Here is a 15251-nt window from a genome sequence, read left to right as displayed (position 1 = left end):
GCGAAAGAAGGCTTATTCCTTCTCCGCCTCTTCCAGCTCGGCTGACAGCATCAACCAGCTTTCCTCGAGGGTTTCGAGCTCGCTGCCGAAGCGGGACTTGTCCCTCCCCAGCGCGATAATCTTGTCCGAGGGGCCGTTGTAAATGGCCGGGTCGGCAAGCTGGGCGTCGATCTTGTCGAGCTCTGTCTTGAGCCGCGCCATCTTCTTTTCAGCGTCAGTGATCTTCTTCTTGAGCGGCGCAAGCTCAGCGCGACGGGCCGCGGCTTCCTGACGACCAAGTTTGCGTTCACCCTTGGCGTCAGAGCCATTGCCCTTGGTGTCTTTGCCGGAGGTAATGCTGCGCTGATAGCTATCGAGGTCTTCGTCCAGCTCGCGGATTGTGCCGTTTTCGGCAATCCAGAGCGTGTCGCAAGTGGCTTCGATCAAGTGACGATCGTGCGAGATGATGAACACTGCGCCCTGATAGTCATTGAGCGCATGCACCAGCGCATCGCGGCTGTCGATGTCGAGGTGGTTGGTCGGTTCGTCGAGGATCATCATCGAGGGGCCACCAAAGGTGATCAGACCCATGAGCAGGCGCGCGCGTTCGCCACCCGAAAGATGCTTGGCCTTGGTGTCCATGCGGCTGGTGGTGAGGCCCATCTGAGCCAGACGGCTGCGGCGCTTGGCTTCCGTGTCATAGGGCGTGAGATCGACCACGTGCTCAAGCGGCGTCCACTCGGGCTTGAGCTTGTCCATCTGGTGTTGGGCAAAGTGGGCGATTTCGAGCTTTTTATGCATTTTCATCGCGCCATCGATGACCGGGATGTCGCCCGCGAGCAGCTTGGCAAAGGTCGACTTACCATTGCCGTTGACCCCGATCAGCGCGATGCGCGCGTCTGGGTCAATGCGCTGGGTGATATTGCGCAGAATGACCTTGTCGCCATAACCCGTGGACACTCGATCCAGGGTGATCATCGGCGTGGGCAGGTCGATCTTTGGCTGCTGGAAGGTGAAGGGCGAGGAGTGCTCGTCAAACATCGCTTCAGGCGGCCGCAGCTTCTCGATCATCTTGACGCGAGCCTGCGCCTGCTTGGCCTTTGTGGCCTTGGCCTTAAAGCGATCCACGAACTTTTGCAGATGCGCGATTTGGTCGAGGGTCTTCTCGCGGCTCTTGTTGTTGAGCTCCATCTGCATGCGACGGGTCTGCTCGAAGGTGTCGTAATTGCCCTTGTAGAAGGTCAGCTTACGATGCTCGAGGTGAACGATCGAATTGACGGCCTTATTGAGGAGGTCACGATCGTGCGAGATGAGGAAGACGGTATAGGGATAGGTCGAGAGATATTTCTCGAGCCACAACGTGCCTTCCAGATCGAGATAGTTGGTCGGTTCGTCGAGGAGCAGCAGGTCGGGCTGGCTGAACAGCACGGCCGCGAGCGCCACGCGCATGCGCCAACCACCCGAAAGTTCGCGGGTAGGGGAGTTTTGACGATCCTGCGCAAAACCCAAGCCATTGAGAATGGTGGACGCGCGCGCCTCAGCAGTGTGGGCCTCAATGTCGGCAAGGCGGGTGTAAATTTCGCCAATACGATCTGGGTCGGTGGCCGTTTCTGCTTCCGCCATGAGCGCGGTACGCTCCTTATCGGCGGCGAGCACAACGTCGAGCACGGTTTCGTCGCCGGCAGGGGCTTCCTGCGCTACGGCGCCAAGCTTGGCTTTTTTGTTGATCTCATACGAGCCGGCATCAGCGTTGATGTGACCCTGAATGATATGGAACAGCGTGGTTTTACCAGTGCCGTTCTTGCCCACGAACCCAACTTTGGCACCATCGGGCAGAACCAGCGACGCATCTTCAAAGAGCTCGCGCCCTTGGATGCGGTAGGTCAGATTGTTGATGGTCAGCATGGGCCAAGTCGATCCGCTAGTCAGCGCCAGCTTGCACCGGCGCTTTAGAAAAAATGATTGGTGCTGGATTAGGGGCTAAGCGCTGCGTTGGCAACCGCTGGGCGAATATCATGGGACAAGAGGGGGAGCGAAATCATCGCTTGGCCATTGACGAGGACCAACTCCGAAGAGGACCGAACCATGATGAAGACCACTCTAGCTCTAGCCCTCGTCGCTGCAACTGCACTGGCAACGCCTGTCTTTGCGCAGGAAGCGGCCAATGCGCTGCGCTTTGCGGACATTGATGCCGAACGCGTCAATGCTACGCAGGTCGAGTTCGTCATCGAATATAAGAATGGCGGGTGTGACCAGATCGGTGTGCCAACTCTGGGTGCGCTGACCAATGGCGTGCTTGAAGTGCAACTGGCCGTTTCTGGCGAAAGCCCAAACTGCACAACCCGCGATAAAGAAGGCGATGTGACCTATGTCATTGAAGCGGATGAGACGATCACCCAGCTCAATGTCACCCTGACCAGTGCCGACGGCAAGGTTTTGGGCAGTGAAGTGGTCACCATCGACCGCTAAGGGAAATGGCAGACCGGCTCGCGGGGCCGGGCTGTCACTTTTTGTGTGTGCTCGGCGATGAAGTCTCATCCGAGCGCGCACACCGTCTTGCGCCTGTAACAAGGCTCCGCTAAAAGGCCCCACCTTTCTCCACGCAACAGGATTTGACCGCCATGGCGCTCGAACGTACTTTCTCCATCATCAAGCCAGATGCCGTCCGTCGTAACCTCATCGGCAAGATCGCTGCCAAGTTCGAAGACGCTGGCCTTCGCATTGTTGCGATGAAGAAGATCCACATGACCCGCGAACAGGCCGAAGGCTTCTACGCAGTTCACAAGGAACGTCCATTCTACGGTGAACTCGTAGAACAGATGTCGGCTTCGCCGGTTGTTGTTCAGGTTCTGGAAGGCGAAGGCGCAATCCTCAAGAACCGTGAAGTCATGGGCGCGACCAACCCAGCACAGGCTGCTGAAGGCACCATCCGTAAGGAATTCGCTCTTTCGATCGGCGAAAACTCCGTACACGGTTCGGACGCTCCAGAAACCGCTGCTGAAGAAATCAAGTACTTCTTCACCGACGCAGAAATCGTTGGCTAAGTGCCGATGACAGAGCTCATTCCGATAACGGGATAAGCTCTAGAGATTGGAAGGGCGGGCCAAAACGGTTCGCCCTTTCCCTTTAAATGCCCCTCTGTCGCACGGTCCATAGTGACGCACCATGCCTGTGGGGCAACCTGTCTCTGGTATTTTGCTCCAGTCCTCGTTACTGAGAGACTCATGGGGCTGCCCGCTAGAGGCGGCCTTTTTGCTTGTTTGTGCTATAGACAACAAACCTCCGGGTTCCCTAGCCCCCTGTGGAACCCAAATTATGCAGAAGCTTTATTGGTCATCCGTTCCTTCTTTGTCGGAACCGGCAACCGCCAAGCATGCTGCATCGCATGAAAGAACGTGATGACCCTGCCTGAAAACATCCTCGCTCCAATCGCCCGCGCGCTGACCGCAAAGGGCTACGACAGCCTCACTCCTGTGCAGGCTGCGATGATCGAGGACAACACCGAAGGACGCGACCTGCTCGTGTCCGCACAGACCGGCTCCGGTAAGACCGTGGCCTTTGGTATGGCGATTGCGCCAACCCTTCTCGGCGAAGACGACCGTCTGCCGCCTCCGGGCGCACCGCTCGCCCTCTGCATTGCTCCGACCCGTGAACTTGCTATGCAGGTTCAGCGCGAATTGACCTGGCTCTATGCTGAAACTGGCGCGGTTACCGCTGCTGGCGTCGGCGGCATGGATCAGCGCGCCGAACGTCGTGTGCTCGATCGTGGTGCTCACATCGTTGTGGGTACACCGGGTCGTCTGCGTGACCACATCACCCGTGGCGCGCTCGACATGAGCCAGCTGCGTGCCGTTGTGCTCGACGAAGCAGACGAAATGCTCGACCTCGGTTTCCGCGAAGACCTTGAGTTCATTCTCGACGCTGCTCCGGAAGACCGTCGCACCCTGCTGTTCTCGGCAACTGTTCCTAAGCAGATTGCTGAACTGGCCAAGACCTTCCAGAAGAACGCACTGCGCATCACCGCCACCAGCTCGGGCCAGCAGCACGCTGACATCGAATACAAGCTGATGTCGGTTTCCGCTTCCGAACGCGAAAACGCGGTCATCAACACGCTGCTTTGGTACGAAAGCACCAACACCATCGTGTTCGCCTCGACCCGTGAAGCGGTTAAGCACCTCTCGGCTCGTCTTGCCAACCGTGGCTTCGCTGTTGTGACCCTCTCGGGTGAACTGTCGCAGGCTGAACGCACCAATGCGCTGCAGTCGATGCGCGATGGTCGCGCTCGTATCTGCGTTGCAACCGACGTTGCGGCTCGCGGTATCGACCTTCCAGGCCTCGATCTCGTGATCCACGCTGATCTGCCGATGAACTCGGAAACCCTGTTGCACCGTTCGGGCCGTACCGGTCGTGCGGGCCGCAAGGGCACCTGCGTTGTTATCGCTCCTGCACACCGCAAGCGCGTTGCGCTGTCGATCCTGCGGGGCGCAAAGATCGACCCAGAAAACATCAACCCGCCGACCGCAGACGAGATCGATGCGCGCTATCGCGAGCAGATGCTCTCGGCAGAAATGCTGAGCAATGCGGCCTCGGAAGATGAAGCACCATTGGTGGCAGAACTGCTGGAGCGTCATGCGCCAGAAGCCATCGCGGCGGCATACATCCGTCTGCAGCTGGCAGCACGTCCGGTTCCAGAAGATGTAAGCCCATCCTCGGGCGACGACTTCAACTCCCGCGAACGTCCATCGCGTGACGCCTTCAATGGCGGCGCATGGTTCAAGGTCTCGGTTGGTCGCAAGCAGCGCGCTGAGCCACGTTGGTTGTTGCCAATGATCTGTAAGGCTGGTGGCGTTGGCAAATCTGCCGTCGGCTCGATCCGCATCTTTGAAACGGAAACCGTTTTTGAAGTTGCTGCTGACAAGGTTGACGCCTTCAAGAAGGCTGTCGGCAAGGGCGGCACGCTCGAAAAGGGTGTCTACATCTCCGAGACCGAAGCTCCAGCAGCGCGCTCCAGCGAGCGTCCGCAGGGCAACCGTCGTCCAACCGGCCCATCGAGCTACGATCCGATGGCGCCACGCGAAGACCGTAAGGCACGTTACCCAAAGAAGGCACGTTCTGACGACTTCGGCGGTGGTGAGCGTCCAGCCAAGAGCTGGGACGACAAGCCAAAGACCTGGGACGACAAGCCACGCGCTGAACGTCCTCGCGCTGACAAGCCAAAGTTCGACAAGGACAAAGGCAAGCCAGCTTGGTCCAAGCCAGCAACTGAAGGCGATTTCTTCGTGAAGAAGCCTAAGGTCAAGGACCACAAGAAGAAGCGCACTGAATAAGAGCGCAGAGTTTTAAAAGAGCCGGGGGGAAACCTCCGGCTCTTTTGTTTGTGGGGATGGGGAGCTATTCGGCGTATGCTTGTATCTCAGCACCCTTCCTTCTCCCTCCCCCTTGAGGGGAGGACCGGGGTGGGGTACTCCGCGCGCTATCCCTCATTCACCGGCAAAAGCCGCAGCCGCTTCACATTTGCCCCGACCATAATGACCACGCCGAGAACCGCCACGCCCGCACCGACCATCAGCGCAAAACGATAGTCGCCGCCGCTGGTCAGCACCCCGAAAGCCGTCGCACCCATCAGATTGGCGGAAATGGCGATGACATCGAGCAGCGAGGTCGAAAGCCCGACACGGCCTTTGATGGCTTCCTGAACATAGGAAATATTGAGCCCCATCAGTGCTGCAGTCGCAAAGCCATTGAGGATGAGCAGCCAATACAGCATCGGCAGCGACTGGCTCATCGCCGCGCTCAGCATAAACAGCGCGAGGATAACGCCCGCGCTGGCGAGCAGGATCTCTTTGGTAAAGCGCATGCCCAGCCAGCCCCAGATCAGCAGGCTCGGAACCTCAATCGCTGCGGTAATGGCGGCGTAAAAACCCACGTCTGGCAGAGAGCCACCCAGATTGGTGACAATGAGCAGGGGCACCGTGAAGGTGAGAATGCGCGCTGCGGCGGTCATCACGGCAAGGCTGATCAGCCCCCCGAGGGTGCTGAGGGGCAGTGCGAAGGTGGACAGCAGCGACGCGCCTTCAGCCCGGACCGGCGGTGGCATTTGGACCGCGGTGGTCGGATCAACCATCATCAGCGCGAAAATTGCTCCAATGACCACATAAGCCAAAGCGGCCATGAGGTAGACGTTGAAGATCGAAAACTCAGCCGCCACCCAGCCCGCAAGCGGTGGGACGATCACCCAGGCCGCCGTAAACACCGAGCGCAGCGTCGTGACCATGAAGTCTGCCCGAGCGGGCGCGTTCTTGGCGTAAAAGACGCGGATATAGGCAAAGCACTGCGAAAAACTCGCGCCCGCCAGCGGCATGAGCACTATGGCCGAAAAGGCAAAGCCGAATTGGGTGGGAACGGCATAGACCGTGAAATTGGCTGCAACCCCGGCAAGGGTCGACAAAAGCAGCAGACCACGTCGATCTTTGATCTTGTCGGAAATATAGCCCAGAAACAGTGACACCAATGTGCCGACGACCCCGCCGATGGCCATGATGGTTGCAAACACTCCGGGGCTCATGCCCAGCGTGTCGACCCCCACGAGCGAGGCATAGGGGATGGTCGCCGCATAGGTGATGCCCGAAAAGAACATCGACGTGGCCAGCATTGGTGTAACCGGCATTCGAAGCGTTCTAGCCATAATGTCCTCCCTCAAGGCGGCAAAGGGGTAAGGGGTTAAATCGATTTCGTCTAATGAAAAACGCTAATTTGAGCCATCTCGGATGATGATCGGCCTAGGCCGAACGGAGGCGGCCAAGGCGTTTGAAATTGCTACCCGCCATAGAGAGCGCCCCAATGAGGGAGAAACCGGCCGCACAAGCGATGGCGAGGCGGTAGTCGTTCAAACCCATCAGCACAGCGAATGCTGCAGCCGATAGAAGGTTTGTCGCGATCCCCATTAGGTCGATCAGCGAGGTGGACAACCCAACGCGCCCCTTAATCGCATCCTGCGCATAGGCGATGTTCTGTGTCTGGATGAGCGCGACGCCGACAGCGTTAATGACGAGCAGGCAGTAGATCACAAGGATGGAGGGCGCGAGGCTCACGCTGGCGAGAAACACCGCGAGGCACAGGCCGGCAATTGCAAGCAGCGTTTCCTTGCTGACCTTGGTGGTCAGCCACGCAATGGCAAACATGCTCGGCGCTTCAATCGCAGCATTGATGCCAGAATAAATTCCCACATTGGCAAGCGTGCCGCCCAGTTCTTTGACGATAAAAAGCGGCACGATGTAGCTCGCCGTCCGCGCGCCGGTCCACATCAGGACGATTGAACAGAGGCCAAAAATCTTGGGTCGCTCGATCGCAAAGGTTGAGAGCAATGATGCCCCTTCCGCTCTTTCGATGCGTGGCGATTGCACCGCCGTGTCGCGGTTCCGCAGCAAGACGAGGAATATGGCGCCAATGGCCAAATAGCTCAGCGAAGAGAGCAGATAGACCAGAAAAACGCTGTAGGCCGAAGCAATCCATCCCACCAGCGGGGGGACGATCACCCAGGCCAGAGTGAACATCATGCGCATAATGGTCATGATGAAGTCGGCCCTGTCCGGCCGATGGTGCACGAAGTAAACGCGCATAAAGCCTAGGCATTGGGAAAAACACCCCAAGCCCAAAGGCATGATCACGGCCGTGGCGATGATGAAGGTGAGGGGCGATTGACCCCAGAATATCAGTGCGTGGCCTGTCATGCCCGCAAAGGCCGTCAGAATGACAAGCCAGCGGCGATCTTTGATCCGGTCCGAGAGCAGCCCCAGCCCGACAGCACTGATCAGGCCGATCAACGAACCAATGGCCATCACCGTTGCGAAAACGCTTGGTGCCATGCCCAGTGCGTCGACGCCAACTAGCGACGCATAGGGAGCGGTGGCCGCATAGGTGATGCCGGAAAAGAACATGGATGTTCCCAGCATCGGCGTCACCGGCATGCGGACTGAATGCCCCATTGTTTCCTCCCAAACGGCAGGAGGACGGGTAAGGGGGTAAATCGTTTCCGTCTAATGAAAAACGACAATTTCTGAAATCAAACTGAGTGATGATGGAGAAAGCAAGTCTCTCAATAGGCCTGATTGGGCTCAATTGATCAGGTCAATTCTGTGAGGGCTGCGAGACACACCCCCAGCAAGAAGTGCTGACATTCCTGCGAGCCGCAAAATTGTGAATAGCCAAAACAAGTTTCCTACTGCGATGTAGGCGAAATTATTGCCGTTTGCGTCGCGGCCTATTTCTGGAGACAAAAGCGTGCCTTTGCGTTGGCAAGAAGTGGCTCTGCCGCTCGTTATTATTACTGTCTTGATCGCCCTCAAATATGTGCCGGCGTTCAGTCAGTTGCCTCTTTCACGAGCAGCGGGTGTTGTTGCCTTCGGCTATGCCGCCTTCCTCGCATTGCGATTGATGCAGCCTGAGGTCGCCCTTGCGACAGAGGACGGCTGGAGCGAATTGCGGCCCTCGCTGGTCGAATATTTTGCCTGTTACGGCGCTGCGGCTTTGTCGATGGTGCTGCTATTGGGTGTGATCACCTTGGGACATAGTGCCGATCTGCTGGAAGTCTTTGCCACCTATCTGGCCGCGTTCTTATTGCTGGTCGGGGCTGCCGGTATCGGGCTGGCCGGCCTCTTTACCAACACCCGTTGGGATCACCGCCGTCTGGTGCATCGCTCGGCCTTGGGGCGAACCACCACAATCGAATGGAGCAAGGTGCACAAAGTCATGCCCAATTGGCGTGGCGTTACAGTGGTCGCTTCGACCGGCGCCATCACCTTTTCTCAGTTTCACGCTGGCGCAGCGCAGCTGGTGAGCCACGCCGCCATGCGTGCGCGGCGCAATTCGGAAACCGCCACAAGCGCTTTCGGTCTCTAATTCATCAACGGGATTGATCCGAGCTATCGCAATTCTGCGTTTGCTCGGGTTAGGCCTTGGGGGTAGTTTTCGCCTATGAACGCACAAGCCCCCAGCCGCACCATCCGCTCTGTATGCCCGCATGACTGCCCGTCGGTCTGCGCGCTCGACGTCGATATTTTGCCTGATGGCAAGGTGGGACGCGTGCGCGGGGCTAAGGACGACCCATACACAGCCGGTGTGATTTGCGAGAAAGTGGCGCGTTATGCCGAGCGTATTCATCACGCTGAACGCCTAACCCATCCGATGCGTCGTGTCGGCCCCAAGGGGGCAGGGCAGTGGGAGCGCATCACTTGGGATGAAGCGCTCGACGAAATTGCGACCCGCTTTCTCGCCATCGAAACCGAGCATGGGGCCGAGGCCATCTGGCCCTATTTCTATGCGGGCACGATGGGACATGTGCAGCGCGACGGGATCGAGCGCCTGCGCGCCACCCGTGGCTATTCGCACCAATATGACACCATCTGCACAGGCCTATCGTGGCCGGGCTATATCGCTGGCACGGGCCTGCTCGGCGGGGTCAATCCCGAGCAAATGGCAGAGAGCGACTGCGTGGTGATCTGGGGTACCAATGCGGTCAACACCCAGATCAACGTTATGACCCACGCCACCCGCGCGCGCAAATCCCGTGGCGCTAAAATCGTGGTCATCGATATCTACCGCACGACGACCATGGATCAGGCCGATCTGGCGCTCATCCTGCGTCCGGGGACCGATGGGGCACTGGCCGTCGCGACGATGCATATCCTCCTCCGCGATAATCTCGCGGATCGGGATTATATGCGTAAATACACGGACTTCTCGCCAGAGTTTGAATCACATCTGCAAGCGCGTACCCCGCAATGGGCGTCTGAAATTACCGGCCTAAGTGTCGATGAAATCGAAGCCTTTGCCCGTTTGGTCGGTGAGAACAAGAAAAGCTTCTTCCGCCTCGGTTATGGCTTCTCGCGCCAGCGCAATGGCGCGACCTCGGTGCACGCCGCGCTCTCCATTCCGGCGATGACCGGCGCTTGGCAATATCGCGGCGGTGGCGCGTTTCACTCCAACTCCGGGACCTGGGGGCTGGATAAATCGCGTCTCGAAGGCACGTTCCTGCAAAAGGGCGCGCCGCGCGCCTTGGACATGTCCGAGGTCGGGCCGATCCTGACGGGCGACGCGAACGCCTTGCAGGGCGGTGGGCCAGTACGGGCGATGATCGTTCAAAACACCAATCCCGCCTCGGTCTGCCCTGAGCAGAACCGCGTGCGCGAAGGATTTATGCGCGACGATCTCTTCCTCGTCGTGCATGAGCAATTTCTGACTGAAACCGCTGAACTGGCGGACATCGTCCTGCCCGCCACAATGTTCCTCGAGCACAACGACTATTACACTCGTGGCGGCCATACGCGTGTGCTCTATGGCCCAGCCGTGGTGGATCGCCCCGGCGAATGCTGGTCGAACCACGAGCTGATCAACGCCCTCGCCATTCGCCTCGGCGAAACCGATCCGGTGTTCTTCACCAAGGATCGGGAAGTCGTCGCTGACACCTTTGCCCGCTCCGGCTATCCGGCTTTGGAAGAGGTGGAAGAAACGGGCTATGTCGATCGTGAGCGGCCTGACGATGTTGCCCGCTTCGCTAAGGGGTTTAATTGGGAAGACGGACGCTACCGGTTTGCGCCCAATTGGCAGGAGGTCGCCGATCGCAAGGGCTATCGTTGGGTGTGCGATCCCGCCATCATGCCGAAGTTCGCCGATCATTGGGCGGTGAACGAAGTCGTCACCGAGGCGCTACCCTTTAAGCTGGCGACAAGCCCAGCGCGCACCTTCCTCAATTCCTCGTTCAACCAAACGCCGGGCAGTCTCAAACGCGAAGGCGAGCCTTCGGTCTTCGTCCATCCTCAGGACGCCGAGCGGCTTGGCATTGCCGATGGCGATGCCGTCCTTCTTGGCAATGATCGTGGCGAGGTTGAACTGACTGCGCGTATCCACACCGGGCTTTCAACGGGGGTGCTGATTGCCGAAGGTCTGCACCGCAACAAATCCCATCGTGGTGGTAAAGGGATCAACGTTCTCACCAGCGCCATCCCCGCCGCCCCCTTCGGCGGTGTCCCCTTCCACGACGCCGCTGTGTGGCTGAAGCGAGCTCAGTAGTCTCCCTCCACCTCTCCCTCCCCCCTGAGGGGAGGGCCGGGGTGGGGGACTCACTCGCGCGACGTGTGTTTCACCGCTCTCCCCCTCGTCATCACCCGACTTGATCGGGTGATCCAGACCGGCATCAAAAAGAACTGGATTGCCCGATCTAGTCGGGCAATGACGGTGTTGAGGCCGGGTGAGGGGGCCTTACTATTTCGCCGAGAACTCCTTCTTCTCCGTCCCCCTTGAGGGGAGGGCCGGGGTGGGGGGCTAGCGCCCCAAAATCTCATCCATAAGCCGCCCAGAAGAAATACGCCGTCATAAACATCCCATAGACAATGACCCCTATGCGGATCCATTGGCCGGGGATGTGTTGAGCCATACGCGCGCCGAGATAGCCGCCCGTGGTGACGCCAATCAGCGCGATGGAGCCATGATACCAATCAATCGAGCCATTGAGCGCAAAGCGGATCACGGCGACGAGCGCCACCAGCGTCGAGATGTAGAGTTTTAGCCCATTCATCGCGTGAATATTGGTCAGCCCGGCCATGGCTAAAGCTGCCAAAAGCAGAATGCCTAGGCCAGCATTAAAGAAGCCCCCGTAGACACAAACGCCGCCCATCAGCAGCAGGATTAGCGCCGCGCCGAGCTTTGCCATGCGGCTTGTTCCGCTGGACCGCGCCTTGATAAAGGCGTTGAGCTGATTGCCAAAGGCAAAGAGCGCGACCGCAAAACTCATCAGCCAAGGCACGACCAACTCAAACTGTGCGTCACTGACGACGAGAAGCAGTTCCGCGCCGATATACCCACCGATGATCGCGACAATGCCGAAGGACAGCATTTGCCCCCGATACATCTTCATGGACTGCCAATAGCCCGCTACGCCGCTGGCATAGCCGGGCAGGGCCGCATAAGTGTTGGAGGCATTGGCTAAAACCGGCGGTACGCCGACAAACAAAAGCGCCGGAAACACAATAAACGAGCCGCCGCCCGCCAGAGAGTTCACGGCACCGCCGAGAAAACCGGCCAACAGCAAAATGATTTCAGTCATAAGTCCCCCAAGCGCTTGGCGCTTTGCTAAACACTAGAGGTTTGGCAGCCTCCGTCCACCCCAATTTGCCTCGGTTGGACCTGCTCTTGACTTCCGCGCGGCGTCGCACCATTTACGCGACAGGGTGCTGCCCCTGCCGCTCGCGGGCCTTTGGCCTATGGTGAAGTCAGCGTGATACACGATCCGCTTCGGAACACTCCCAAGGCGCATCATGGCAATGCGGGCTCCCATGAACACAGTCGCCTCTCATTGGAGAGACCGAAATGTCGTATTCACTTGATACCCCGACCGCCACCACTCTGAAATCTGAAGCCAAAGACCTGCGCGACAGCTTGGCTCGGATGGGGCAGACGCTCAGCCACAGTGCGGCTTTGGAACAAATCGCGCAAAAGCATGGCTTCCGCGATTGGAACACCGCTCGGGCGGCGCTGCCAGAACGCGCGATCGCTCCCTATCAGGTCGGCGAGCGGGTCAAAGGGCTTTATCTGGAGCAGGTTTTTTCCGGCCAGATCATCGGCGTCCAGATGTCTGGTAATATGCAGAGCTATACCGTGGCCATCCAATTTGACGAACCGGTCAATGTCACGCCCACTTTCATGTTCGCGGTCCTGCGCCATCGCGTGACCGCAACGCTCGACGAGCACGGATTTTCCATTTCGCAGCGCGGCAATGGCAATCCGCAGATGCAGATCTTCCGCCGCTAATAAAATGCCCCTCCCAGCTCCGGGAGGGGCGAATACTCAAGTGTCGCTGTGCGACGCCAAATTTGGCCCCTAACTGACACTGATTTGCCCCGCAGGAGGCTAAACAATGCCGGCACAATGCCAAACATCGGCCCATAAATGCCAAAAACACAGCAATCGAGGCACTCGATGGGGAAAAACCCAAATGGGGCGATAAATCCCTTGCCAGACAACGCCGAAGCCCTGTATCTCCCCGTGTGTGGAGAGGTGGCCGAGTGGTCGAAGGCACACCCCTGCTAAGGGTGCAGATCGGGAACGGTCTCGAGGGTTCGAATCCCTTCCTCTCCGCCACTTCTAAGCCATTGATATTGCTAGAGTTGAATCCGAATCAAAATACGGATTCTGTCACAGCATCCCGTCACAGTGACGGGAGTGTTTGTTCCTTGCCAAGTTCCATTTCATCCTTTGTTCACCGGCGAGGTCCGGTCTACTGGTTCCGTCGCTCGGTTCCGGTTGACCTGATCGATCGCCTTGGCAACACGGACATCCGCAGGTCATTGCGTACGTGCAATAAGCGGGTGGCCCGGCAAAGAGCGTGGACACTGGTTTTGCTGGTTGAAGAGGCTTTCGCGATACTCCGCGACGCTGGGCTCAAGCCGGGCGCACGCGATGCGTTGAATGTCGTCCTGGGCCGTGTGATGGACGACTTTGACCGCGACAGCCGGGCCTGGGCAGAGCGCGCCAAATATCGCATGCTTCTCGACAGCCTGAATGCCGGGATCAACGATGAGGCGTCCGTTGGCAAGGTCGGGCACGACACCATTGATGCTGCGGTGGCTGCACCGGCTCCCACGCAGTGTGTGATCGACGGTCAAAAGCCTGCCGATATGGCTCCCTCATCTTTCGCATTCTCAACGGGTTCTGCGCGAGCAGCGTCTCCTGTGCCGGCCATTAGTAACCAGACGCCAGAGGCACTGGCGCTGGCAGTTGCGGAAGCGATGCGGCTGGGGACACTCCATCCTGAAGCGAAAAAGCCATTAACAGCGCATATTGAAGGACATTTTGCAGATCTGCTCAGGAAGCGGAGGTCCCCGAAATATCTGGCTGAAATCCGCACGAAGCTGCAAATCTTTATTGCCACCATGGGCGACAAGCCGGTCTTTCAGTACAAAAAGGAGGACATGCTGCGGTATCGGGATTTGATCGACCAAATGCCCGTTGATGCTATCAAGCATCTCAAGACCGATGATCCGGTGAAGGCCATCGCTCTGAACGCCAAGCGTGCATTTCCGCTGCCGCCGATCAGCTCCACAACTGTCGATGCCAAATATCTGAGCACGATACGCGGCATATTCGACTACCTGATCCGGAAGGGGTACCTCGAGAGTAATCCCGTTGCCAATGTCCAGTCCGAACAAGAGGCGGATGGAGAGGATCTTCTGGACGTCGAAGTTCGTCTACCCTTCACGCCCGAAATCGAACACGCAATCTACCGGCTGACCAGCAAGAAGCCGAAAATGTCCGCAGACTATTGGTGGCCGCGTTTCACGTGCCGGCAGGGCCTGCGATTGCACGAATTCACGCAGCTCTGCGTATCGGACTTTCGTGAGTTACACGGTCGGTTGTGCGTGGACTTGCTGCATTTTGATTTCGATGGCGACGAGCACCACGCCCTACGGCGCGCTCAGCTGCAACTAAAATCCAATTCAGCGCGCCGTATCTTTCCGGTGGCGCGGGAGCTTCTCAATGATGGTCTGCTGGACCTCATAGCCAGGCGCCGCAAGGAGGATGGACCCAATGCACGCCTTTTCCCTGACGAGACCGCTGACCAATACGGCAACAGCTCCTCAGCACTCTCAAAGCGTGCGAACCGATTGGTGCGCGGCATAACGCCGGATCGGCGCATTGTCGCCTATAGCGCTCGCCACACTTTCGCGAAGCGTTGTGATGATGCGGGGATCCCACTTGCTGTCCGAAATCTGTTTATGGGTCACGAACAGGGGCAGGGCAGTGACGACAATGCGCAGAGTAAGGCTCGCGGTAAACACGTCTCGGCCCGATATGGCTCTCCGCTCCCAACCGCCGAAGAGCTCGCCTGGTTCGACAAGATCCGCTTCGATTAGCCAAGATGACGAAGTAGCACTGCGCGGTTGGTAACACCAAATCCGCATCAAGTAACACTTTTCCCGCAAACCTATCGTCGTTCTAGAAATGGTTCTCCGGCACGCACGACGCGTTATCGGCACCTCATTCTTGGTCGCAAATTTGGTCCGTGCCAACCGTGACGCAGTGCCGGTTCGACCGAAAATTCCGACGAGTAACGGGTAAATCGGCATGGAAAGTCGGGTCGACGGTTTGGGGGAGGTGACGCGTGAGGTATGGCGCGGAGGCGGTGTGTGGCAACGTCTGATGACTCTATTGCGTCATGCCAGGACGGCGATTGGTCGAGAAATGATGCTGTTTGAGATCTTGGATTGCGTCTGCTCAGG

The 15251-nt window shown here is 58.3% G+C and carries 11 protein-coding genes and 1 tRNA gene; 8 read left to right on the top strand and 4 right to left on the bottom strand.

Annotated features, from left to right (window positions below; all coding sequences use genetic code 11):
* Positions 1-12: 12 nt before the first annotated feature.
* The gene (locus JHL21_RS06350) at positions 13-1884 is read right to left on the bottom strand and encodes an ABC-F family ATP-binding cassette domain-containing protein (RefSeq protein ID WP_182395187.1); all 1872 of its coding nucleotides are present in this window, start codon (positions 1882-1884) and stop codon (positions 13-15) included.
* A 180-nt stretch (positions 1885-2064) separates the two neighbouring features.
* On the opposite strand from JHL21_RS06350, the gene JHL21_RS06345 reads away from it, so the two are divergent.
* The 3 genes from JHL21_RS06345 (at position 2065) to JHL21_RS06335 (ending at position 5306) form a co-directional block, all read left to right on the top strand.
* Positions 2065-2448: a hypothetical protein gene (locus tag JHL21_RS06345; RefSeq protein WP_200212578.1), complete on the top strand. Its 384-nt coding sequence runs from the start codon at positions 2065-2067 to the stop codon at positions 2446-2448.
* Positions 2449-2600: 152 nt separating this feature from the next.
* A complete protein-coding gene (ndk, locus tag JHL21_RS06340) occupies positions 2601-3023 on the top strand; it encodes a nucleoside-diphosphate kinase (protein ID WP_169196717.1) in 423 nt (140 codons plus the stop codon).
* Positions 3024-3377: 354 nt separating this feature from the next.
* Positions 3378-5306: a DEAD/DEAH box helicase gene (locus JHL21_RS06335; RefSeq protein WP_200212577.1), complete on the top strand. Its 1929-nt coding sequence runs from the start codon at positions 3378-3380 to the stop codon at positions 5304-5306.
* 146 nt (positions 5307-5452) lie between these two features.
* On the opposite strand, the gene JHL21_RS06330 is transcribed toward JHL21_RS06335, so the two are convergent.
* The gene (locus JHL21_RS06330) at positions 5453-6664 is read right to left on the bottom strand and encodes an MFS transporter (RefSeq protein WP_200212575.1); all 1212 of its coding nucleotides are present in this window, start codon (positions 6662-6664) and stop codon (positions 5453-5455) included.
* Positions 6665-6758: 94 nt separating this feature from the next.
* Positions 6759-7964: an MFS transporter gene (locus tag JHL21_RS06325; RefSeq protein ID WP_200212573.1), complete on the bottom strand. Its 1206-nt coding sequence runs from the start codon at positions 7962-7964 to the stop codon at positions 6759-6761.
* 295 nt (positions 7965-8259) lie between these two features.
* On the opposite strand from JHL21_RS06325, the gene JHL21_RS06320 reads away from it, so the two are divergent.
* The gene (locus JHL21_RS06320; protein ID WP_200212570.1) at positions 8260-8877 is read left to right on the top strand and encodes a hypothetical protein; all 618 of its coding nucleotides are present in this window, start codon (positions 8260-8262) and stop codon (positions 8875-8877) included.
* A gap of 75 nt (positions 8878-8952) precedes the next feature.
* Positions 8953-11046: a molybdopterin-dependent oxidoreductase gene (locus JHL21_RS06315; RefSeq protein ID WP_200212568.1), complete on the top strand. Its 2094-nt coding sequence runs from the start codon at positions 8953-8955 to the stop codon at positions 11044-11046.
* Between the two features lie 268 nt (positions 11047-11314).
* On the opposite strand, the gene JHL21_RS06310 is transcribed toward JHL21_RS06315, so the two are convergent.
* Positions 11315-12079, bottom strand: a complete 765-nt coding sequence (locus JHL21_RS06310; protein WP_200212566.1) for a sulfite exporter TauE/SafE family protein — start codon at positions 12077-12079, stop codon at positions 11315-11317.
* Between the two features lie 263 nt (positions 12080-12342).
* On the opposite strand from JHL21_RS06310, the gene JHL21_RS06305 reads away from it, so the two are divergent.
* The 3 genes from JHL21_RS06305 to JHL21_RS06295 all read left to right on the top strand — a co-directional run bounded on the left by JHL21_RS06305 (position 12343) and on the right by JHL21_RS06295 (position 14885).
* Positions 12343-12783: a glyoxalase superfamily protein gene (locus JHL21_RS06305; protein WP_200212564.1), complete on the top strand. Its 441-nt coding sequence runs from the start codon at positions 12343-12345 to the stop codon at positions 12781-12783.
* Between the two features lie 240 nt (positions 12784-13023).
* Positions 13024-13113: transfer RNA gene (locus JHL21_RS06300), tRNA-Ser, on the top strand.
* A gap of 92 nt (positions 13114-13205) precedes the next feature.
* Positions 13206-14885 (top strand): DUF6538 domain-containing protein, encoded by a 1680-nt coding sequence (locus JHL21_RS06295; protein WP_200212562.1) that lies wholly within the window; start codon positions 13206-13208, stop codon positions 14883-14885.
* The last annotated feature ends 366 nt before the right edge of the window (positions 14886-15251 follow it).

Origin of the sequence: Devosia sp. WQ 349K1, from assembly GCF_016595685.1 — a bacterium.
Lineage (GTDB): Bacteria > Pseudomonadota > Alphaproteobacteria > Rhizobiales > Devosiaceae > Devosia.
The sequence above is the reverse complement of the archived record's forward strand: the minus strand, read 5'-3'. Positions and strand labels throughout refer to the sequence as shown.

Coding starts and splice junctions, on each gene's coding strand:
- JHL21_RS06350 (WP_182395187.1), bottom strand. CDS start 1,884: ATGCTGACCATCAACAATCTGACCTACCGCATCCAAGGGCGCGAGCTC.
- JHL21_RS06345 (WP_200212578.1), top strand. CDS start 2,065: ATGATGAAGACCACTCTAGCTCTAGCCCTCGTCGCTGCAACTGCACTG.
- ndk (WP_169196717.1), top strand. CDS start 2,601: ATGGCGCTCGAACGTACTTTCTCCATCATCAAGCCAGATGCCGTCCGT.
- JHL21_RS06335 (WP_200212577.1), top strand. CDS start 3,378: ATGACCCTGCCTGAAAACATCCTCGCTCCAATCGCCCGCGCGCTGACC.
- JHL21_RS06330 (WP_200212575.1), bottom strand. CDS start 6,664: ATGGCTAGAACGCTTCGAATGCCGGTTACACCAATGCTGGCCACGTCG.
- JHL21_RS06325 (WP_200212573.1), bottom strand. CDS start 7,964: ATGGGGCATTCAGTCCGCATGCCGGTGACGCCGATGCTGGGAACATCC.
- JHL21_RS06315 (WP_200212568.1), top strand. CDS start 8,953: ATGAACGCACAAGCCCCCAGCCGCACCATCCGCTCTGTATGCCCGCAT.
- JHL21_RS06310 (WP_200212566.1), bottom strand. CDS start 12,079: ATGACTGAAATCATTTTGCTGTTGGCCGGTTTTCTCGGCGGTGCCGTG.
- JHL21_RS06305 (WP_200212564.1), top strand. CDS start 12,343: ATGTCGTATTCACTTGATACCCCGACCGCCACCACTCTGAAATCTGAA.